Origin of the sequence: Arsenicicoccus dermatophilus (genome assembly GCF_022568795.1) — a bacterium.
Lineage (GTDB): Bacteria > Actinomycetota > Actinomycetes > Actinomycetales > Dermatophilaceae > Arsenicicoccus > Arsenicicoccus dermatophilus.
This window is the reverse complement of sequence record NZ_JAKZHU010000001.1, coordinates 1682128-1702363: the sequence shown is the minus strand read 5'-3', so window position 1 is coordinate 1702363 and position 20236 is coordinate 1682128. Positions and strand designations below refer to the sequence as shown.

At 74.0% G+C, this 20236-nt stretch carries 19 protein-coding genes and 3 tRNA genes; 14 read left to right on the top strand and 8 right to left on the bottom strand.

The window, feature by feature from the left end; translation table 11 throughout:
- The first annotated feature begins 74 nt into the window (after nucleotides 1–74).
- Nucleotides 75–1364: an L-lactate MFS transporter gene (locus tag MM438_RS07960; RefSeq protein WP_241451954.1), complete on the top strand. Its 1290-nt coding sequence runs from the start codon at nucleotides 75–77 to the stop codon at nucleotides 1362–1364.
- 102 nt (nucleotides 1365–1466) lie between these two features.
- Nucleotides 1467–2810 carry a hypothetical protein gene (locus MM438_RS07955; RefSeq protein WP_241451953.1) on the top strand — a complete coding sequence of 448 codons (1344 nt, stop codon included), beginning with the start codon at nucleotides 1467–1469 and terminating at the stop codon, nucleotides 2808–2810.
- A 46-nt stretch (nucleotides 2811–2856) separates the two neighbouring features.
- On the opposite strand, the gene selD is transcribed toward MM438_RS07955, so the two are convergent.
- Nucleotides 2857–3831 (bottom strand): selenide, water dikinase SelD, encoded by a 975-nt coding sequence (gene selD, locus MM438_RS07950; protein ID WP_241451952.1) that lies wholly within the window; start codon nucleotides 3829–3831, stop codon nucleotides 2857–2859.
- Between the two features lie 220 nt (nucleotides 3832–4051).
- On the opposite strand from selD, the gene MM438_RS07945 reads away from it, so the two are divergent.
- Nucleotides 4052–4147, top strand: a tRNA-Sec gene (locus MM438_RS07945).
- Between the two features lie 54 nt (nucleotides 4148–4201).
- Here MM438_RS07945 and MM438_RS07940 read toward each other — a convergent pair.
- Together MM438_RS07940 and MM438_RS16295 are read right to left on the bottom strand one after the other, a co-directional pair.
- Nucleotides 4202–4963 carry a L,D-transpeptidase family protein gene (locus tag MM438_RS07940; RefSeq protein ID WP_241451951.1) on the bottom strand — a complete coding sequence of 254 codons (762 nt, stop codon included), beginning with the start codon at nucleotides 4961–4963 and terminating at the stop codon, nucleotides 4202–4204.
- An 84-nt stretch (nucleotides 4964–5047) separates the two neighbouring features.
- Nucleotides 5048–5866 (bottom strand): hypothetical protein, encoded by an 819-nt coding sequence (locus MM438_RS16295; protein WP_277627941.1) that lies wholly within the window; start codon nucleotides 5864–5866, stop codon nucleotides 5048–5050.
- Between the two features lie 202 nt (nucleotides 5867–6068).
- On the opposite strand from MM438_RS16295, the gene selA reads away from it, so the two are divergent.
- From selA to MM438_RS07910, 5 genes are all read left to right on the top strand, one after another.
- Nucleotides 6069–7421, top strand: coding sequence for an L-seryl-tRNA(Sec) selenium transferase (gene selA / locus MM438_RS07930; protein ID WP_241451950.1), 1353 nt, complete (start codon nucleotides 6069–6071; stop codon nucleotides 7419–7421).
- Nucleotides 7418–9193 (top strand): selenocysteine-specific translation elongation factor, encoded by a 1776-nt coding sequence (gene selB / locus MM438_RS07925; RefSeq protein WP_241451949.1) that lies wholly within the window; start codon nucleotides 7418–7420, stop codon nucleotides 9191–9193. The genes selA and selB overlap by 4 nt, the downstream gene beginning before the upstream one ends.
- 33 nt (nucleotides 9194–9226) lie before the next feature.
- A complete protein-coding gene (locus tag MM438_RS07920; protein WP_241451948.1) occupies nucleotides 9227–9334 on the top strand; it encodes a 3-isopropylmalate dehydrogenase in 108 nt (35 codons plus the stop codon).
- A gap of 7 nt (nucleotides 9335–9341) precedes the next feature.
- Complete coding sequence (locus tag MM438_RS07915) at nucleotides 9342–10406, top strand: 3-isopropylmalate dehydrogenase (RefSeq protein WP_241451947.1); 1065 nt, start codon at nucleotides 9342–9344, stop codon at nucleotides 10404–10406.
- A gap of 91 nt (nucleotides 10407–10497) precedes the next feature.
- Entirely contained in the window at nucleotides 10498–11592 is a 1095-nt protein-coding gene (locus tag MM438_RS07910) for a branched-chain amino acid aminotransferase (RefSeq protein WP_241451946.1), read from the top strand.
- 159 nt (nucleotides 11593–11751) lie between these two features.
- Here the strand turns inward: MM438_RS07910 and MM438_RS07905 are convergent, their stop codons facing one another.
- The gene (locus MM438_RS07905; RefSeq protein ID WP_241451945.1) at nucleotides 11752–12621 is read right to left on the bottom strand and encodes a 3-methyladenine DNA glycosylase; all 870 of its coding nucleotides are present in this window, start codon (nucleotides 12619–12621) and stop codon (nucleotides 11752–11754) included.
- Nucleotides 12622–12671: 50 nt separating this feature from the next.
- Here MM438_RS07905 and MM438_RS07900 point away from each other — a divergent pair, with 50 nt between their 5' ends.
- A complete protein-coding gene (locus tag MM438_RS07900; protein WP_241451944.1) occupies nucleotides 12672–13235 on the top strand; it encodes a DnaJ family domain-containing protein in 564 nt (187 codons plus the stop codon).
- Between the two features lie 33 nt (nucleotides 13236–13268).
- Here MM438_RS07900 and MM438_RS07895 read toward each other — a convergent pair whose 3' ends face one another.
- Nucleotides 13269–14888: a MinD/ParA family ATP-binding protein gene (locus MM438_RS07895; protein WP_241451943.1), complete on the bottom strand. Its 1620-nt coding sequence runs from the start codon at nucleotides 14886–14888 to the stop codon at nucleotides 13269–13271.
- A 212-nt stretch (nucleotides 14889–15100) separates the two neighbouring features.
- On the opposite strand from MM438_RS07895, the gene MM438_RS07890 reads away from it, so the two are divergent.
- Nucleotides 15101–15880, top strand: coding sequence for a fumarylacetoacetate hydrolase family protein (locus MM438_RS07890; RefSeq protein WP_241451942.1), 780 nt, complete (start codon nucleotides 15101–15103; stop codon nucleotides 15878–15880).
- Nucleotides 15881–15932: 52 nt separating this feature from the next.
- Here MM438_RS07890 and MM438_RS07885 read toward each other — a convergent pair whose 3' ends face one another.
- Together MM438_RS07885 and MM438_RS07880 are read right to left on the bottom strand one after the other, a co-directional pair.
- Entirely contained in the window at nucleotides 15933–16328 is a 396-nt protein-coding gene (locus MM438_RS07885; protein WP_241451941.1) for a fluoride efflux transporter FluC, read from the bottom strand.
- The gene (locus MM438_RS07880; RefSeq protein ID WP_241451940.1) at nucleotides 16325–16780 is read right to left on the bottom strand and encodes a fluoride efflux transporter FluC; all 456 of its coding nucleotides are present in this window, start codon (nucleotides 16778–16780) and stop codon (nucleotides 16325–16327) included. Before MM438_RS07880 ends, MM438_RS07885 begins: the two co-directional genes overlap by 4 nt.
- Before the next feature lie 77 nt (nucleotides 16781–16857).
- On the opposite strand from MM438_RS07880, the gene gltX reads away from it, so the two are divergent.
- Entirely contained in the window at nucleotides 16858–18348 is a 1491-nt protein-coding gene (gene gltX / locus MM438_RS07875) for a glutamate--tRNA ligase (RefSeq protein WP_241451939.1), read from the top strand.
- An 82-nt stretch (nucleotides 18349–18430) separates the two neighbouring features.
- Here gltX and MM438_RS07870 read toward each other — a convergent pair whose 3' ends face one another.
- Nucleotides 18431–18781 carry an SCO4225 family membrane protein gene (locus tag MM438_RS07870; protein ID WP_241451938.1) on the bottom strand — a complete coding sequence of 117 codons (351 nt, stop codon included), beginning with the start codon at nucleotides 18779–18781 and terminating at the stop codon, nucleotides 18431–18433.
- 172 nt (nucleotides 18782–18953) lie between these two features.
- Between MM438_RS07870 and MM438_RS07865 the strand changes: the two genes are divergently transcribed.
- From MM438_RS07865 to MM438_RS07855, 3 genes are all read left to right on the top strand, one after another.
- Nucleotides 18954–19025 (top strand) — tRNA-Gln (locus tag MM438_RS07865).
- Nucleotides 19026–19138: 113 nt separating this feature from the next.
- Nucleotides 19139–19211: transfer RNA gene (locus MM438_RS07860), tRNA-Glu, on the top strand.
- 149 nt (nucleotides 19212–19360) lie between these two features.
- The gene (locus MM438_RS07855) at nucleotides 19361–19924 is read left to right on the top strand and encodes a hypothetical protein (protein WP_241451937.1); all 564 of its coding nucleotides are present in this window, start codon (nucleotides 19361–19363) and stop codon (nucleotides 19922–19924) included.
- Nucleotides 19925–20236 lie beyond the last annotated feature (312 nt).

Genomic DNA, 20236 nt, shown 5'->3' with positions numbered 1-20236 from the left:
GCCTGTCCCACCTGATCCCACCCACCTGACCGTCGCGCCCGCAGCGCCGCGGCCGACCGACAAGGAGCCCTCCGATGAGCTCGTCCACCGCAGCCGGGGCTCCGGCGCTCGCCCACGACCGGGTGCCCAACCGTTGGTTGCTGCTGGTCGGCGCCGTCCTCGTGCAGCTCGCGCTCGGCGCGGTCTACGCCTGGAGCGTCTTCGGCAAGGCGCTGCAGGCGCCGGCCTCGGCGCTGCACCTGTCCAAGACCGAGGCGGCGGTCCCCTTCGAGACGGCGGTCGCGATGATCTTCGTCGCGTCCTTCCTCGCCGGCCGCCTGCAGGACAAGCGGGGGCCGCGCACCGTCGCCCTCGTCGGTGTCGTGCTCTACGGCCTCGGCATCATGCTCAGCTCCTTCGCCCGCGACGCCGGCCAGCTGTGGCTGCTCGTCCTCGGGTACGGCGTGATCGGCGGCTTCGGTCTCGGCATGGCCTACATCGTCCCGATCGCCATGCTGCAGAAGTGGTTCCCGGACAAGGCCGGCCTCATCACCGGCATCGCGGTCGGCGGCTTCGGCTTCGGCGCCGTGATCACCGCCCCGCTCGCCACCGCCATGATCGAGAAGGACCCGGCCCACCCCACCGCGCCCTTCCTGTGGCTCGGCCTGGCCTACCTCGTCGCCGGGCTGATCGGCGCCGCGATGTTCCGCAACCCGCCGCAGGGCTGGTCGCCGGTCGGCACCCCGGCCCGCTCGGTCGGCCTCCCGCAGGCCAGCACCGACCAGGTCACGCAGTTCACCCAGGCCGAGGCGCTGCGCACCCCGCAGTGGTATCTCCTGACGGCCATCCTCACCCTCGCCGTCGTCGCGGGCATCTCGCTGATCTCCGTGGCCGCCGCGAGCGCCACCGACATCGCGGGCTTCAGCAAGGCCGGCGCCGCCGCCCTCGTGGGGATGATGGGCCTGTTCAACGGCGCCGGCCGGATCCTGTGGGCCGCCGTCTCGGACAAGATCGGCAAGATGCCGGCCTTCATCGGGATCCTCGTCCTGGAGGGGCTGGCCCTCGTCGCGCTGCCGCACGCCACCAGCGCCGTGACCTTCGCGATCCTCGCCGCGATCGTCTACACCTGCTACGGCGGGGCCTTCGGCACCATGCCGTCCACCGCCGGGAAGTTCTTCGGCACCAAGTACGCCGGCGGGATCTACGGCCTGATGCTCGTCGCCTGGTCCATCGGCGGCGTCGTCGGTCCGCTGCTCGCCGCCCAGCTCATCGGGGACGGCAAGAACTACACGCTGGCCTACACCACGCTCGGCGTCGTCGCCCTCGTCGGCGCCGTGATCCCGCTGATCACCAAGGCGCCGCGCAAGGTCATGCCGCGCGCCTGATCCCGGCATACCGCTGCCGCGCGCAGCGCAGCGTCCCGACGGCCCCCGCCTGTCTCACCAGGTGCGGGGCCGCTGGCCTGCCTGCGGCCTAGAGTGGCGTCCATGTCCCCGTCACGGCCGATCGGACGCCGCAGCCTGCTCGTGCTCGCCGGTGTCGGCGCCCTGGCCGGATGCTCCCAGCGCGGGCCGGGCGCCCCTTCCTCGACGGGAGCAGGGGGCACCTTCGGCAGCTTCGGGGCGCCGGCGGCGACGACGGGTGCCGGGCTCGAGGGCACCGACGCGGCGGTGGCCCTGTCCAAGCAGGTCTTCGCAGCGCTGCGCACCGCGGACCGGGCGCTGCTGCTGCGCTCCTTCGCCCCGGCAGCGCAGCCGGTGGCCGGGCGGTGGTTCGACGCCGTCCGCAGCGTCCCGATGACGATGCACGGGGTGGTGCCGGTGTCGGGCGTGGACGGCGAGGAGCCACCGGCGCCGGGGAAGCCCTGGGTCTTCGCCTACCTGCACCAGGTCGAGGGACTGGACGGGGCCTTGTCCGAGGAGTGGTATGCCGCGCCCCTGGTGCGGCACGGCAGCGACACCGTCCTCGGTGCGTGGACGGGGGTGCAGGACGAGGACCCGCGCAGCCGGCAGCGATATCTCGGGGCCTATCCGCAGCTGTGGGACGAGGGCCCGGTGCGCTACACCCCCGGTCGGGGCATGGGGCTGCTCACGCCCGCCGCGTGGTCCGCCGCCCGCTGCCGCAAGGCCCTGCACGGCCTGGAGCCCGGGGTGCTGCGGACCACCCAGCTGCTGCGCGAGGGCGGGGTGCGGCTCCCGGCGGGGGAGGGGCTGCTCGTGGGGATCGTCGACGGTGCGCACGGCCGGTTCATGGACTACCTCGGTGGGGTGCGCACCACGCCCCAGGCCGACTTCGGGGCGGCGACGGTGCCGCTGCTGGCCCGGGACCAGCTCCACCGGCCGCTGGGCGACGGGCAGGTCTCGGCCAGCCGCATCCTCGTGCCTGCCGACGTGTTCGCCGAGGACGACGACGAGGCCCAGGCGACGATCCGGCACGAGTCCGTCCACGCCCTGCTGACGCGGCTGTGGGGAGCCTCCGACCCGACGGCCCGCTGGACGGTCGAGGGCATGAGCCAGTGGGCCGAGCTCGACGGGGACGCGGAGCTCGAGGAGGGGATCCTCGCCGACGCCGCGGACGCCTTCCCCGCCCGGATCAAGGCGGCCGACGACGTGGACTTCTGGACGGGGGACGACCCCGCGGTGCGGGACGCCTACGCCGTGGCCTACGCGGCCTTCGCCTTCGCCGTCGACCGCAAGGGACTGGCGGCGGCCCTGGAAGCCACCCACCGGGCCACATCCTCCGGTCATGGTGACGTCTACTCGCCGCTCGGTCTCGACAACGGTCCGGAGTTCGACAAGGCGCTGGCGGCCTGGCTGGCCGAGCGCACCTGACCCACGCCGGCGGCAGGACGACCCGGCTGCGGCGAGCCGCCGCCCGTCAGCGCACCTGCACGGTCACCCCGTCGACAGCGGGGACCACCTCGCCGATCACCGGGGCGCCTGGGACCTCGCCCACCACCAGCAGGCCGCCCGAGGTCTGGGCGTCGGCGAGCAGGAGCAGGGTGTCCTCGTCGACCGTGGCGTCCAGGGACGGACGCACCCAGTCCAGGTTGCGCCGGGTGCCCCCGCTGACGTAGCCGTCGCGCAGCGCCTCGCGCGCCCCTTCCAGGACCGGGACGCCGGCCGCGGACAGCCGCGCCGTGACGCCGGACGCGCGCATCATCTTGTGCAGGTGGCCCAGCAGGCCGAATCCCGTGACGTCCGTGGCAGCCTCGGCGCCCGCGGCGACCGCGGCCCGCCCGGCCTCGGCGTTGAGCGCCACCATGGAGGCGATCGCCTGCGGGAACACCTCCCCGGTGGTCTTGTGGCGGTTGTTGAGCAGGCCCACGCCGATGGGCTTGGTCAGGCTGAGGGGCAGGCCCGCCCGCGCCCGGTCGTTGCGCAGCAGGCGATCCGGGTCGACCAGCCCGGTGACCGCGAGGCCGTACTTCGGCTCGGGGTCGTCGATGGAGTGGCCGCCGCCGACGGGGCAGCCCGCCTCCCGGGCGATGTCGAGCCCGCCGCGCAGGACCTCGCGCAGCAGCTCAAGGGGGAGCGAGTCCCGGGGCCAGCCCACGAGGTTGACGGCGACGACCGGCCGCCCGCCCATGGCATAGACGTCCGACAGGGCGTTGGCAGCAGCGATCCGCCCCCAGTCGTAGGCGTCGTCGACCACCGGCGTGAAGAAGTCGGTCGTCACCACCACGGCCTGGCCGGGGCCGATCCGCACCACGGCCGCGTCGTCCCCGTCGTCCAGCCCCACCACCAGGTCCGGCGAGGTGACCCCGCGCAGACCCGCCACGACGTCCTCCAGCTCGCCCGGCGGGATCTTGCAGGCGCACCCCCCGCCGTGGGCGGTCTGGGTGAGGCGCACGGCGGCGCCGGAGGCGGGGTCGGAGGTGGTGTCGTCATACCGTCAATCTAACGACTGCAGCGGGTGACTCCGTGGTTGCGCACTGCGTCGACCAGCTCGGCCTCGGCCATCGAGGAGCGTCCCTCGACCTCCGGGGATGTCCGGCGTCGCTGCCCGCTCGTGGTCATCAGGTAGGTCTCGTAGGCCCGGTCCCCGTGCCGACGCGAGTACTCTCGGTGGTGGAGGCGTACAGGTGCCTGGTGGTCCTCGCGGTCTTCAAAACCGTTGTACGGCGGTATCCGTCGTAGGCGGGTTCGATTCCCGTCCGCCTCCGCCAGACCTGGCACCCGGCCCCGGACACCGCCTGGCAGCGGGTCCGGGGCCGGGTGGGTCAGGCCTTGACGACGATGACCGGGTGCCGGCGCGGGTCCAGCCACCGGACCGTCGCGGTGAGCTCGGCCATGTTGTCGATCCCCACGCAGCCGCCGGTGTAGCTGCGGGCGTGGTGCAGGAAGATCCCGGACCCCGAGCCGTAGCCGTACCGGCGCACGTTCCAGTAGTTGTAGCCGATGACCACGGCCTGGCGGTACAACCCCGAGGCGACGTAGGTGGCCAGGCGCTCGCTGTTGGCGGCGGTGGTCCGCGGCACCGCGCAGGACTGGCGCCAGCGGTTGTAGTCCCAGGCGTGCGGGTCCTGGATCCACCACGAGCAGGAGGTCACCGTGCGGTAGGCCATCCGCGTCCCGGGGTTCCCCTGGCCGAAGGCGCTCACCAGCGTGAACGCGCCGGCCGGGGTGGTGCTGGTGCCCTGTCGCCGCGCGGCCGCCGGCACGACCCCGCCGCGACCGAAGACCGCGGTGGCGGGCGCGTTGACCTTGATCCAGCGAGACCCGTTCCAGGAGTAGCGCGCCCAGGTGCCCTTGGTGCCGGCGACCCGGTCGGCGACGAGCACCTGGGTGGAGTCGAGCTGGCTGATCGAGGTGCCGGGGGCATAGACCCGCCGGACGGCGGCGGGTGTCGCGGCGGGCACTGCGGCAGGTGCCGTGGACCGGGCGACGGGCGAGCCGGGGGCGGGGCTCGCGGAGGCTGCGGGCGCAGAGCCCAGGGTGGTGAGCGTGGCCAGGGCGGCGGCCAGGAGGCGGGGGCGGGTCACGATCGTCCTTCGGGGGTCGGGGGTCGGGGGTCGGGGCAGGCGGGTGGGGGTCGGGTCGGCAGCGGCGGTGCGCCGCCGGTCGGGTCAGGGCAGCGAGCTCGCGGCCCTGGCGACGGCGTCGCGATAGCGCTCGTAGGCCTGGTGGTAGTCGGCCCACGCGGTGTCGAAGACGGTCTTGTCCCGGACGTACGCCGCCCGGGCGGTGGCCTCGGCGGCGAAGGCGCGCTCGAGGTCCTGGCAGCTGAGCCGGTAGCCGTAGCGCGCGTTGTCGGCGCCGTGGCAGCGGGCCCAGGTCGAGGCGGCCGCTTCGACGACCCGGTCGAAGTAGGGGCCCTCGTTCCACCCGGAGCGGGTGGTGCCCATCCGCCTGACCAGGACGTCGCCGCAGGCCCAGGTGGAGCAGCGCTGGCGCAGCTCCTGGTGCCCGCGCTCGTGCATCGCGACGAGGTAGGTGTCCAGCGAGCTCATGCCGCGCTGGACGTAGACCACCTGGTCGTCGTCGGTGAGGCCGACGGTGGACTCGCCGTCGACGGACAGGGCCTGCAGCGCGGGGTCGCCCGCGGCCAGGCAGCGGGCGGCGGCGCCGTTGACGGCCCGCACGACCCGGTCGCAGGACCAGGTGGCCACCTGACCGCGGGTGGGCCACTCGGGCAGCGGGGCGGGCGGCGCTGCCACCGTCGGCAGGGGAGCGGGCGGGGTCAGCGTGGGGCTGGCCGGGGCCTCGGGGATCGGCAGGGGGGTGACGGCGGCGGTGCGCCCGGCCTGGGCGGGGGGCGCCATGCCCTGCGTGGTGGACGTGGCGGCGCTCGTGGCGCACCCGCTCACCGCGACGGCGAGTGCGGCGAGTGCGGCGACGCCGGCGAGCGCGCCGGCGGCGCGTCGGGCGGGGGGCGTCGGGAGCATGCGGTCCTCTGCGGGGTGGTGGGCGGATCGCCCCCACGATAACTTCAGAGAGTAATTAGAGGTGACAGATTGTAGTAATCCGGCCGGATGTGGTGGTCACCGGGCCGGGAGCCCTGGGGCAAGGGCGACCGGCGCCCGACGCCATGCATCGATCCGGGCCGCAAGCCGCGGTCGGGCGACGACCACGTCGTAGGGTCTGACCATGAGCGCGGAATCCGAGGATCCCCGGCGTCGCATCCCGCGGACCGACACGCTGCTGGCCTCCCCGCTCCTCGCCGGGGCGCTCGCCCGCCACGCGCGGGACCACGTGCTCGCCGCCGTCCACGACGCCCAGGACCGGGCCCGGGCCGGGCAGGTCGCCCCCGACGCCGTCGCCGCCACGGCGGCCGCGCTGCTGACCGAGCGTGCTGCGCCCTCGGGCGTCCTCAACGCCACCGGAGTGGTGCTGCACACCAACCTCGGCCGCGCCCGGCTCGCCCCCGCGGCGGTCGACGCCGTCGTCACCGCGGCCGGGAGCACCGACGTCGAGCTCGACCTGCGGACCGGCACCCGCACCCGGCGCGGCCGGCGCACCGTTGACGCCCTGCTGCGAGCCGTCCCCGAGGCCGGCGGCGCCCTCGTGGTCAACAACGGAGCGGCGGCGCTCGCCCTCGCCGCGGTCGCTCTCGCCGGGGGTCGGGAGGTCCTCGTCAGCCGCGGGGAGATGGTCGAGATCGGCGACGGCTTCCGCATCCCCGAGCTCGTCGAGGCGACCGGCGTGCGCCTCGTCGAGGTCGGCACCACCAACCGCACGCGCCTCGGGGACTACGCCGCGGCGCTCACGGACCGGACCGCCGCGATCCTCAAGGTGCACCCCAGCAACTTCCGCGTCGAGGGCTTCACCAGCGAGGCGACCGTCTCCGAGCTCGCCACCCTGGGCCTGCCCGTCGTCGCCGACACCGGCAGCGGGCTGCTGCGGCCCGACCCGCTGCTGCCCGACGAGCCCGACGCGGCGGCCGCCCTGCGGGCCGGTGCCGCAGTCGCCACCTGCAGCGGGGACAAGCTGCTGGGCGGCCCCCAGGCCGGGATCGTCCTCGGTCCCGCGGAGGTCGTCGAGCGGCTGCGTCGTCACCCCCTCCACCGGGCGCTCCGGGCCGACAAGCTGACCCTCGCGGCCCTCGCCGCGACCCTCCAGGCGCCGCGGACTCCGACGTACGAGGACCTGCACGCGCCCTCGTCGACCCTGCGCGAGCGCGCCGAACGGCTCCGGACCCTCGTCGACCTGCCGACGGCCGAGGTGGTCCCCTCGGCCGGTCGCGTGGGCGGCGGGTCGGCGCCCGGGCTCGACCTGCCCGGCTGGGCGCTGCGCCTGCCCGAGCCGTATGCCGCTCGGCTGCGCCGAGGGCGAACCCCCGTGGTCGGCCGCGTCGAGGGCGGCCACACCCTGCTCGACGTGCGCTGCCTGCCCGACGACCGGCTCGACGTGGTGGCCGCCGCGGTCCGGGCCGTCGTGGCCGAGCTCGGGGACGCCGACCGGCCGGCCGAAGCCTCCGAGCTCGGGGAGGGTGCCCGATGAGGCACGTCGTCGCGACCGCGGGCCACGTCGACCACGGCAAGTCCACGCTGGTGCGCGCCCTGACCGGCATGGAGCCCGACCGCTGGGCCGAGGAGCGGCGCCGCGGGATGACCATCGACCTGGGCTTCGCGTGGGCGACGCTGGGGTCGGGGGATCGCCTGGCCTTCGTGGACGTGCCGGGGCACCAGCGGTTCATCGGCAACATGCTCGCGGGCCTGGGGCCGGCTCCGGCGGTGCTCATGGTGGTGGCCGCCGACGAGGGCTGGCGGCGCCAGAGCGAGGAGCACCTCGAGGCCGTGGATGCCCTCGGGCTGCGGCACGGCCTGCTCGCGGTGACCCGCAGCGACCTGGCCGACCCGACGTCAGCCCTGGCCGAGGCCCGGGAGCGGATCGCCCGGTCCAGCCTCGGCGCCGTGGAGGCCGTGGCGGTCTCGCCCGTCTCCGGCGAGGGACTGGACCCGCTGCGGGCGGCGCTGGAGCGCCTCGTGGCCCGGCTCCCCGCACCCGACCCGACCGGCCGGGTCCGGCTGTGGGTGGACCGGGCCTTCACCGTCGCCGGGGCGGGCACGGTGGTCACCGGCACCCTCGGCTCCGGGACGCTCTCCGTCGGCGACGAGCTCGAGCTGTGCGGCCGCAAGGTGCGGGTGCGCGGGCTGCAGTCGCTGGGCGAGGACCTCACCACCCTTCCGGCGCGGGGTCGGGTCGCCGTCAACCTGCGCGCGGTGGCCACCGCCGACGTGTCGCGCGGCAGCTATCTGCTGACCCCGGGCGCGTGGCGGCTGACCCGCGAGCTGGACGTGCAGCTGGGGACGGGCGCGGCCGAGGAGCTGCCCGGCGAGGTCATGGTGCACGTGGGCGCCGGCGCCTGGGCGGCCCGGGTCCGGCCGCTGGGGGACCGCTTCGTCCGGCTCCGGCTGCCCGAGGAGCTGCCGCTGCAGGCGGGCGACCGGCTCATCCTGCGCGACCCGGGTCGGCAGTCGGTCCTCGGCGGCGCCACCGTGCTCGACTCCGACCCGCCCGCCCTGCAGCGCCGTGGTGCTGCCCGGCGCCGGGCCGAGGTGCTGGTCGACGCCCGGGAGGGGGTCGACGTGGTCGCCGAGGTCCGCCGGCGCGGGCTGATGCACCCGGAGGACCTGGCGGTGCTGGGGGCCGACCCCGACGAGGTGCGCGGCGAGCTCGCCGGGGTCTTGCGGGTGGGGGACTGGCTGGTCCACGAGGACCGTTGGGCCGCAGGGGTGGCCGAGCTGCGGCGCCTGGCGATGGCCCGCGAGCGCGAGCACCCCATGGACCCCTGGCTCCCGCTGGAGCAGGCCCGGCGGCAGCTGGACCTGCCCGACCTGACGCTGGTGCGCTCGATGGCGGATGGTGCCGGGCTCGACAGCTCCGAGGGGCGGCTGGGCCGGCGCGGGCTGGTGCCGACCCTCGGGGACGCCGAGGCCGGGATGTGCGCGCTGGAGGCCCAGCTCGGCGCGGACCCCTTCGCCGCGCCGGAGCGGTGGCAGCTCGACGAGTGGGGGCTGGGCGCCCGGGAGCTGGCCGCCGCCGAGGCCGCCGGCCGGGTGGTGCGCCTCGTCGACGACATCGTGCTGCTCCCCAAGGCCCCGGCGCTGGCCATGCGGTCGCTGGCCGCTCTGCCGCAGCCGTTCACCACCAGCGCCGCCCGGCAGACGCTGGGGACCACCCGGCGGGTCGTCATACCGTTGCTGGAGCACCTGGACGCCCGGGGCTGGACCCGGCGGACGGACGAGAACCACCGTGAGGTCGCCCGGTGACCACCAGGTGAGACTGGTCGTCCATCAGGAGAGATGATCGCGCATCCTGGGGCCATGTCCGACGAGCAGAACGCCATCCGCCGTGCCCTCCAGGAGTCCATGGACCTGCGTGAGCAGGGCCGCACCGACGAGGGACGCTGACCCCGCCGTGCCCGCTCCCACCCCGCCGACCTCGCTCGATCTCGCGATCGTCCCCGGTGACGGCATCGGCCCCGAGGTGGTCGCCGAGGCCGTCCTGGTCCTGCAGGCCGTGGCCGCCGACGCCGGCGTGACGCTCGCCACGACCGAGCACGACCTCGGGGCCCGCCGGTGGCACGCCACCGGCGAGACGCTCACCGAGCACGACCTGGACGCGCTGCGCGCGCACGACGCCATCCTCCTCGGCGCGATCGGGGACCCCACCGTGCCGTCCGGGGTGCTGGAGCGGGGCGTCCTGCTGCCGCTGCGGTTCGCCCTGGACCACTGCGTCAACCTGCGGCCGTCCCGGCTGTTCCCGGGCGCCACGAGCCCGCTGGACCTGGACCGGGTGGCGCCCGAGGGCTTCGACCTGGTGGTGGTGCGCGAGGGGACCGAGGGGCCGTACGTCGGCAACGGCGGCGCCCTGCGCGTGGGGACCCCGCAGGAGATCGCCACCGAGGTCTCCGTCAACACGGCGTACGGCGTGGAGCGGGTGGTCCGGGCCGCCTTCGCCCACGCCGCCGAGCGCCCGCGCCGCCGGCTCACCCTGGTGCACAAGCACAACGTCCTCGTCCACGCCGGGGACCTGTGGCGGCGGATCGTGGAGGCCGTGGCCGGCGATCACCCCGACGTGACCGTGGACTACCTGCACGTGGACGCGGCGACGATCTTCCTCGTGACCGACCCGGGCCGCTTCGACGTGATCGTCACCGACAACCTCTTCGGCGACATCCTCACCGACCTGGCCGCGGCCGTGTCCGGCGGCATCGGGCTGGCCGCGTCGGCCAACATCGACCCCTCGCAGGCCAATCCGTCGATGTTCGAGCCGGTCCACGGGTCGGCCCCGGACATCGCCGGTCGCGGCATCGCCGACCCCACGGCGGCGATCCTGTCGGCGGCGCTGCTGCTCGACCACGTCGGGCTCCCCGACCAGGCGCACCGGGTGACCGAGGCCGTGGCCGCGGACCTGGCGAGCCGGGGGAGCGAGCCCCGTGGCACCAGCCAGGTGGGGGCCGCGATCCGTGCCCGCCTCTGAGCGCTCCTGCGGGCTCGGAGACCGGCCGTCGTCGCCGGCGGGCGCGAGGGGTAGCCTCGGACGCGAACCCCACCTCCCACCAGGAGCACCCATGACAACGTCGTCCCTGTCCTTCCCGGTCGAGCGGTCCACCTCCCCGGCCACGGAGGCCGAGCGCCGGCGGGTGCTCGCCGACCCCGGCTTCGGCAAGCACTTCACCGACCACATGGTCCTGGCCACGTGGACACGCGACGCCGGCTGGCACGACGCCAAGGTCGTGCCCTACGGCCCGTTCACGCTCGACCCCTCCACCGCGGTGTTCCACTACGGCCAGGAGATCTTCGAGGGCATGAAGGCCTACCGGCACGCCGACGGCTCGGTGTGGACCTTCCGCCCGGAGCAGAACGCCGCCCGTTTCGCCCGCTCCGCGCACCGCCTGGGCCTGCCCGAGCTGCCCGAGGCCGACTTCCTGGAGTCCATCCGTGCCATGGTCGACGTCGACCAGGTGTGGGTGCCCGAGCACGGCGGCGAGTCCTCGCTCTACCTGCGGCCGTTCATGATCGGCACGGAGTCCGGGCTGGGCGTCCGTCCCTCCATGCACGTGACCTACTGCGTCATCGCCTCCCCGGCGGGCGCGTACTTCGCCGGTGGGATCAAGCCCGTCTCGCTGTGGGTCACCCCGCAGTACACGCGGGCGGCTCCTGGTGGCACCGGCGCCGCCAAGTGCGGCGGCAACTACGCCGCGTCGCTGGCGGCCCAGCTCGAGGCCCAGTCCCAGGGATGCGACCAGGTCGTCTTCCTCGACGCGGTCGAGCGCCGCTACATCGAGGAGCTCGGCGGGATGAACCTCTTCTTCGTCAGGCGCGACGGCACCGTGATGACCCCGCAGCTCAGCGGCTCGATCCTCGAGGGCGTCACCCGCTCGTCGATCCTCGAGGTCGCCCGCGAGCTCGGCCACGAGGTCGAGGAGCGTCGCATCTCCCTCGACGAGTGGCGTGAGGGCGTCGGCTCCGGCGAGATCACCGAGGTCTTCGCCTGCGGCACCGCCGCCGTCGTCACCCCCGTCGGCCGCCTGGCGTGGCTCGACGGCGAGGTCGTCGGCAGCTCCGAGCCCGGCGAGGTCACCATGACCATCCGCAACCAGCTCCTCGACATCCAGACCGGCCGCGCCGAGGACACGCACGGCTGGCTGCACCGACTCGTCTGAGCGACAAGGGCTCTCGCGGCCCCGCCACCTCGACAGGTGGCGGGGCCGCGGTGTCTTCCGGACGTATGCCGACCAGCCCGGCGCCGGGACGCCGGCGCGTGAGGCCGCCGGTGCATCGGCACCAGTCCCTCGCCGCCTCCCAGCGGCGCGGTGCCGCCGTCAGCGGGCGGCGTCGATCAGGGCGTCGCACGCCGCGATCAGGCGCGCCCGCACCGGCGCCGCAGCCTCGGCGATCGCCCGCTGGCGGCGCACGTGCTCGGCCTTGCCCTCGGGCGTCTCCACGGCGATGTCCGGTACCCCGAGCGAGGCGGTGGCGTAGGGCGAGGAGGCCATGTCCAGGACCCGCGCCTCGCGGGCCACGTCGAAGCAGTCGAGGACCAGCTCGCCGGGGATGCCGGGAGCGAGCTTGAAGGCCCAGCGATAGAGGTCCATCGCCCCGCCGTGCAGGCAGCCGGGCTGCTCGTGGACCTGGATCGTCTCGCGGGTCGGGCGCAACGTGTTGCGGTCCACCGCGTCGGGGGTGAAGAAGCGGTAGGCGTCGAAGTGCGAGCACCGGATCTCGTGCGCCTCGACCACCTCGTCGGTGCCCCGCGCCCCGAGTCGCAGAGGGAGCGAGCGGTGCCGGACGTCGTCGGGGGAGAGGCGATAGACCATCGCCCACTCGTGCAGCCCGAAGCACCCGAAGGCCGGCGTCCGGCCGTGGATGCCGGCGAGGAGGTCCCGCACGAATCGCACGGTGGCGCCGCGCTTCTCGGCATACGCCTGGACGTCCAGCCGGGTGCGGCCCCCCTCGGTGCGGTAGTAGGGCCAGGCCTCGTGCGGGGCCGGACCCTCCAGGGTGACGCCGGGGCCCACGTGCCAGCGGGCGAGGTGGCCGGGGCGGAAGCCGTAGTACTCGAACAGGAAGTCCTCGAGCGGGTGCTTCTGCCCGCGCGCCCGTCGCTCCAGGTGCGCCGCGGTCGCCGCGGAGGCCCGCGCCCGGTGGGCGGCCTCGAGCGGCTCCCACTCGTCGCGGGCCAGCACGATCACCCGAGGATCTTAGGTCCGCCCGGGCCGGACCCGGCGCCATGATGGATGTCATGGCTGACGAGCAGACCGCTGGAGACCAGGGATCCCGCCGCGGGTGGCGCCCGCCGCCGACCTATGTCGAGTCCATCGCCGAGAAGCGCATCCGCGAGGCCCAGGAGCGCGGCGAGTTCGACAACCTCAAGGGTGCCGGCAAGCCGTTGCCGAGCCTGGACCGCCCTTACCGCGAGGACTGGTGGATCAACGGTCTCGTCGAGCGCGAGCAGCTGGACCTGACCGGGGCGATGAACCCGACGATGGCGCTGCGACGCGAGGCCCACGACATCCACGACACGGTGCGCGACGTGACCCGGGAGGAGGCGGTCCGCGAGATCGCCGAGGATCTCAACCATCGCGTCCGTCAGGACCGGCTGCGTCCGGCGAGCGGTCCGCAGATGCCACCCGTCGCACCGACGGTCGACGTCGACGAGGTCCTGGCCGTATGGCGCGAGCACCGGCGCCTGGCGGTGCGGGCGGCCGAGGAGTCGGCCGAGCGGGAGCGTGCCCGGTCCGCCAGGCTGGCCCAGGAGCGGAGGGAGAACGTCTGGTGGCGGAGGCTCGGCCGCCGGAGGTCCTGATGCCCCGCGCGCCCCGGCCCGGACCCGCCTCGGTCAGGGCGCCAGGTCGGTGACCATGGCCGCGATCTCCTCGTAGGCGCGGCGGGTGCCGGGGGCCAGCGCGCTGTAGGTGACCTGACGACCGTCGGCCACGTGCGGGTCGTGGGGCACGACCACCAGACCGCGGGTGTGCCGGCTGAGCCACCGGACGACGCGGTCCTTGGACAGCTGACCGGAGGTGCGGTCCTTGTCCGCGAGGGCGATGACCGCGTTGTCCGCGAGGTCCTCGTGCCCGTGGCGGCGCAGCCACTCGAGGGTGTCGATGGCGCGGCGGGCGCCGGTCAGGGAGTGGCTGGCGCAGACGACCGCGACGTCGGCGTTGGCGAGCACCCCGCTCATGATCGGCTGGGCGAAGCTCGTGCCGGCGTCCATCCCGATGACGGTGTAGTAGCGCTCGAGGGTGGCGACGGCAGCGTCCACGTCGTCGCGGGAGACCGTCCGTCGCGGGCTGGGATCCTCGTCGCCGGGCAGCACCGCGAGCCGCCCCTCGGTGACCACCCAGCGGCCCAGGTCGCCGCGGCGCTGCACCTCACGGCAGGACTTCGCGAAGTCGTAGATCCCCGAGAGCCGCTCGCCGAGGAGCCGCTCGGCGAGGTCTCCCGCGTCGGGGTTGAGGTCGGTGACGACGACGCCGTCGGCGCGGTTGTTGGCCATGGCGAGCATGACGCCGGCCGCGGTGGACGTCTTGCCGACACCGCCCTTGAAGCACAGGAAGGCGACGTGCAGGGGGCGGTCGAGGTGGCGCTGGATGCGGTGCACCCGCTCCAGGTCCTCGACCTCGGCGGCGCTCGGGCCGAGGTTGATCCGGCCACCGCTCAGCTCGAAGAGGAGCGCTCGCAGTCCGCTGCGGGGCGGGGCGGCGCTCTCGGCCTCCTCCACGCGCAGGGCCGGCTCGGCGAGGTCGAGGTCCTCGTCGCTGCTCTCGGGCTGCTCGTCGTGTCCCGGATGATCGCTGCCGGGCCCGTGCCGCCTGGTCCCCGGGCGTGGTCGGCTCTCCGGGCGTGGTCGGCTCTCCTGGTGCGGTCGGGGCTCCGGCCCGGGCTCGGGGGCCCGGCCCCAGGCACGCTCCCACGCGAGGTCGGGGTCGGTCTCGGGGCCGCGGCCCGGGTCCGGCTCGGTGGCGACCGGCTCGAGGGTGGGGTGCCCGTGGTCGGCGCCGGTGCGGCGCGTCAGGCGGGCGGTGGGGCGCCGCGGGTCCTCCTCGCGCTCGAAGCGGTCCTGGCGGTCGAAGCGGTCCTGGCGGTCGAAGCGGTCCTCGCGGCCGGGGCGGGAGTCCTCACGGCGGTCCACGCGGTGCTCGGCCCGCCGCTCCTCGCGGCGCCCCTCCTGCCGCCCGAAGCGATCGGCGTGCGGGAAGCGGTCGGCGCGGGTGTGGGCCTCGTGCTCCTCGGGCCGGTGCGCGGGCGCGTCCGCGGAGCGGTCCTCGTCGATCCCTTCCGGGGCGCCCCCGGCGAAGATGTCCCGGATGGAGACCGTCATGGGCTCGTCCTCGTCGGCGTCGACGGGTGACTGCTGCACCAGGTCCGTGGGGATAGGCTGGGGCGGTCCCTCGGGGGAGGGCACGGCGCGCACCGGGGTGGGCGCGCTGTATCGGCGGGTGGATGAGCTGGGCATGCTCGGACCTCCGGGGTCCATCCAGGGACGGGGGAATCGCAACGTAGCCCGACCGGGTCGAGGTCGTCACGGTATGAACCGTCCGGGCTGAGCCGGGCGGGTGGTATCAACACAGCCTGTTGCGAAGCAGGCGGTTTCCGCGTGCCCACCTTTACCCGCACGTCACGGCCTCCGAGCAGCGGAGGCCCGGACCACGGCGGTAGGTTGACACCGTGCGTATCGCGAGATTCACCCTTGGAGAAGACCCGGCCTACGGCGTCGTGGAGCGCGACGGGGACGACCTGGTGGTCGCCCAGATCGGCGGCGACCCGATCTACCAGCAGCTCGCCTTCGCTGGACCCCGCCATCCCCTCGAGGAGGTCCGGCTGCTCAGCCCGGTGATCCCGCGCAGCAAGGTCATCGGCATCGGCAAGAACTACGCCGACCACGCCGCCGAGATGGGCGGGGAGGCCCCGGCCGAGCCGCTGATGTTCCTGGTGCCCAACACCGCCGTCTCGGGCCCGGGCGACCCGGTGCCGATGCTGGCTGCCAGCAGCGACATCCACTACGAGGGCGAGCTCGCCGTCGTCATCGGCAAGATGGTGCGCAACGTCCCGCCCGAGCTCGCGCTCGCCACGGTGTTCGGCTACACCTGCGCCAACGACGTGACCGCTCGCGACCTGCAGCGGTCGGACGGGCAGTGGTCCCGGGCCAAGGGATTCGACGGGTCCAAGCCCTTGGGGCCGTGGATCGAGACCGAGCTCGACCCCTCCGACCTGCGGCTCACCACCCGGCTGGACGGCGAGGTCGTCCAGGACGGTCGCACCAGCGACATGATCCACGACGTCGCACGCCTGATCTCCTATGCCTCCCAGGCGTTCACGCTGCTGCCGGGGGACGTGATCCTCACCGGCACCCCCGCCGGGGTGGGCCAGGTCCAGGAGGGCCAGCGCGTGGAGGTCGAGGTCGAGGGCATCGGCACGCTGAGCAATCCCTTCGTCCGCTCCCGCTGACCCGGCCAGCCGGCGGCTGCTGCGTCCGTCCGGCGCCGGAGGGGTCCGCCCGTCAGGCGCCGGCGAGCGCCAGGCCGAGCAGCGCCGCCGCGAGCGACAGCACCAGGGTGGCCGCGGCGTGCAGCGTGGCCCGGCCGGGCCCGGCCGCGGGCACCAGCCGGGCGGTGTCCAGACTCGCCGTCGAGAAGGTCGTGAACCCTCCGCACAGTCCCGTGCCGAGCACGAGTCGCCAGGCGGGGTCCAGCAGCTCGCGCGACGCGAGTCCCACGACCAGGCCGAGGGCGAGCGACCCGGCGACGTTGATCAGCAGGGTGCCGAGGCCGTATGCCGACAGGCCGTATGCCGCGTCGCGGGCCGCCCGCTCGCGCACCCAGGTGTCCACGGTCAGCCGCAGGGCCGCGCCCAGCCCGCCCGCGAGGGCGACGCCGAGGAAGAGGCCAGGAGTCATGGCGCCTCCTCGGCCCCGGGGGCGTGGGGTTGCGGTGCACCCCGCCGGCCCGTTGGCCGGATGCCGAGCAGCCCCGTCCCGCAGCGGATCCCCAGGAGCGAGGCCGCGGCGCCGAGGCCCACGGTGAGGAGGGCGTAGCCGGCCGCCATACCGGCATCACCGCTGCGCAGCAGCATCGCCGTGTCCACGGCCAGGGTGGAGTAGGTCGTGAAGCCGCCCAGCACACCCGTGCCCAGCAGCAGCCGCGCGTCCCGGCGTCGGCCCTCGTCGGGGCCGGTCCCGGCCAGCCAGGTGAGCAGCACCGCCAGGGCGAAAGCGCCGACCACGTTGATCGTCAGCACGACGGCATCCCACCCGTGCGGCGGCCAGGCCAGCACCAGCGCCTGGCGCAGGCCCGCTCCGACCGCGCCGCCGAGCGCCACCGTCAGCAGGTGGCGAGGTGGGGGAGTCACCTGCTCATCGTGCCGGATCCGCCGAGCCGCCCCGACCAGGCGGGGCCGAGGGGTGGGGCCGATAGGCTGGCCCCACCATGACTGACGCCGCTCACACCCCTGCCTCCCTCACCCCGGCGCGCACCCGCGTCGCCCCCTCGCCGACCGGTGACCCGCACGTGGGGACCGCCTACATGGCGCTGTTCGACCTCGCCTGGGCCCGCAAGACGGGCGGCCGGTTCGTCCTGCGCATCGAGGACACCGACCAGGCGCGCTACGTCGAGGGCAGCGAGCAGCAGATCTTCGACACCCTGACGTGGCTCGGTCTGACCTACGACGAGGGCCCGGACGTGGGCGGCCAGCACGGTCCCTACCGCCAGTCCGAGCGGCTGGACACCTACAAGCCGTACGTCGAGCAGCTCATCGCCGACGGGCACGCGTACTACTGCTGGTGCTCCACCGAGCGCCTCGCGGCCATGCGCGAGCTGCAGCAGAAGACCAAGCAGCCCACCGGCTACGACCGCCTGTGCCACGGCAAGACCCGCGAGGAGCGTGCCCAGCTGCCGGGATTCACCGACAAGCCGGTGGTGCGCATGCTCATCCCCGACGACGTGGAGCTGCGCTTCCAGGACGTCATCCGCGGCTGGGTGAGCGCTCCCCGCCCGGACGACCAGGTGATCCTCAAGGCCGACGGCTTCCCGACCTACCACCTGGCCGTCGTGGTCGACGACCACCTGATGGGGATCACCACCGTGGTGCGTGGCGAGGAGTGGATCTCGTCCACCCCCAAGCACGTGCTGCTTCACCAGTGGCTGGGCTGGGAGCTCCCGCAGTTCGCGCACATGCCGCTGCTGCGCAACCCCGACAAGTCCAAGATCTCCAAGCGCAAGAACCCCGCCGCCCGCCTCACCTGGTTCCGCGAGGAGGGCTACCTGCCCGAGGCGCTGCTGAACTTCCTGCAGCTGGTGGGCTACCCGCCGGTGGCGGACGGCCAGGAGGTGTCCACCTTCGAGGAGTTCGTGGAGCGCTTCGACTGGACCAAGGTCAACACCGTCGGCCCGATCTTCGACATGGACAAGCTCAACTGGCTCAACGGCCACTACATCCGCGCCCTGTCGCCGGAGGACCTGGCCGGCCGGATCGTCGAGCACCTGGTGCGCCGCGGCGAGCTGCCGGGGCAGCCGACCGAGGAGCAGATGCGCCTGGTCACCGCGGCCACCCCGCTCGTGCAGGAGCGGATGCAGACCCTCGCCGAGGCGGGCCCGATGCTCGGCTTCCTGTTCGTCACCGACGACGAGCTGGCGTATGACGCCGACTCCGTGGCGGCGCTCAAGGAGGACGCCCCGCAGGTGCTGGACGCCTCCATCGAGGCGCTCACGGCCCTGGAGGACTTCACCGCCGCCCCGATCCAGGCCGCCCTGCGGGCCCGGCTGTGCGAGGACCTCGGGATCAAGCCGAAGTTCGCCTTCGCCCCCGCTCGCGTCGGGGTGACCGGGCGCCGGGTGTCGCCGCCGCTGTTCGAGTCGATGGAGATCCTGGGCAAGGACTCGACGCTGACGCGCCTGCGTCGTCTGCGCGCCCAGCTCTGAGCGCCTGACGCACGACGAGTCCCCGCCGCCCCCCCTCGAGCGGCGGGGACTCGTCGTCCTCTACCCGGTCCCGCCGAGCGCATCACCTCGCGCAGAGGTCGCGCACCCGCCCGGCCACCCATGCCAGGGACCCCAGGACCGCCACGTTGGCCGCCCACCCGACGACGGCGACGACGGTCATGTGCCCCCAGGCGGGCACCTCGCCCAGGCCCGGGATGCTCCGCAGCGGGGGGAGCAGCACGCTCCACGGCATCGTCGTCAGGAACAGGGGTACGAAGGCGAAGGATGCCCCCACCTGGTCCGGGTCGGGGAAGAGCTCGTCCCACACCCCGACGGCCCAGCACCCGGTGACGAGCAGGGTGTAGGCACCGACGAGAAGGCGGACGACGTGGCGTTCGCACCCGGGCCGGGCCGGGGGTGGCAGGTCGCTCATGGCCGGGAGCCTAGGCAGCGGCGGATGTCCGCACCTGAGTACTTCTCCTCGGTCCCTGCGCCGCGCGACCGGACGATTTGGGAGAGCGGGCGGGCTCCGGTAAAGTTCTTTCTCGGTTCGCCCACGCTTCACCGCCCCTCACCAGGCGGTCGATGAAGGGGTTGAATACCCTTGGGGTATGGTGTAATTGGCAGCACGACTGATTCTGGTTCAGTTAGTCTAGGTTCGAGTCCTGGTACCCCAGCAAGATCGTCGGTCTTCCCTCGTGGAGGGCCTCGATTTGGGAGAAGCCCACTGGTTCGAGTAAGGTTTCTCCTCGTTGCGAATCACCCGGGAGGGTGAGTGCGCATCAGTTTTGCCCCCGTTGTGTAGCGGCCTAGCACGCCGCCCTCTCACGGCGGTAGCGCCGGTTCGAATCCGGTCGGGGGTACAAACACCACGAAGGGCCCTTCCCGCGGGAAGGGCCCTTCGTGCGTCCGTGACCGGGAACACGCCCCCGGTGGTTGAAGCGTGAACGACCAGGTGCACAGTGGAAGGGTCGACCGATGCCGGTCGTCTCTCACCGCAAGGAGGCACCCCATGCGCCGCAAGACCCTCGACACCCTGCTGTCCTCCCTCGGGCTCCTGCTCGCCCTGCTGCTGCTCGTGGGGGGTGGCCTGCTGACCTGGGCCTCCTCCTTCGCCCAGGGTCAGGTCCACGACCAGCTGGCCGCCCAGAAGATCACCATGCCCTCCGGCAAGCAGCTCGAGGACCCGGCCATCAAGCCTTACCTCGAGAAGTACGCCGGCCAGGAGATGACGACCGGTGAGCAGGCCAAGGCCTTCGCCGACCACTACATCCAGGTCCACATGGACAAGCAGTCCGGCGGGCGCACCTACGAGGAGGTGTCCGGCGAGTTCATGAAGAAGTCCAAGGACCCCGCCGCGGACCAGACCGAGCTCAAGAAGCTCGGCGAGCTGCGCCAGAGCCTGTTCATGGGCAACTCGCTGCGCTCGATGCTGCTGACCGCCTACGCCTTCGCCACGATGGGCACCATCGCCAGGTTCGCCGCGATCGCGGCCTACGTCGGCTCCGCGCTGATGCTCCTGCTCGGCCTGCTCGGTCTGCGGCACGCCCGCCGGGCCGGCGACGCGACCGTCTGAGCGAGCGCACCAGCGGCACGAGCACCCTCGGCGGTCTCCGGGCCGCAGCGTCCCACCCTGGGCCCGCCTCGGCGGGCCCAGGGTGCTTGCGGGGTGACACCGGGGTGCGCTCCGACCCCGGGAGCATGAAGAGCCCACGGTCTGATCCGGCACCCGCTGGTCGTCGTGCGGGGGACTCGGGTGCGTGGTGGCGCTCCCGGCCTTCCGCCGGTGTCTGACAGGTCACATCGGCAACCAGGGGGGTCGCGTTGTCGGCTCCGCCCCGGGCCGGGAGGATGGAGCGACCCACCGGCCGCCTCGATGGAGAGTGAC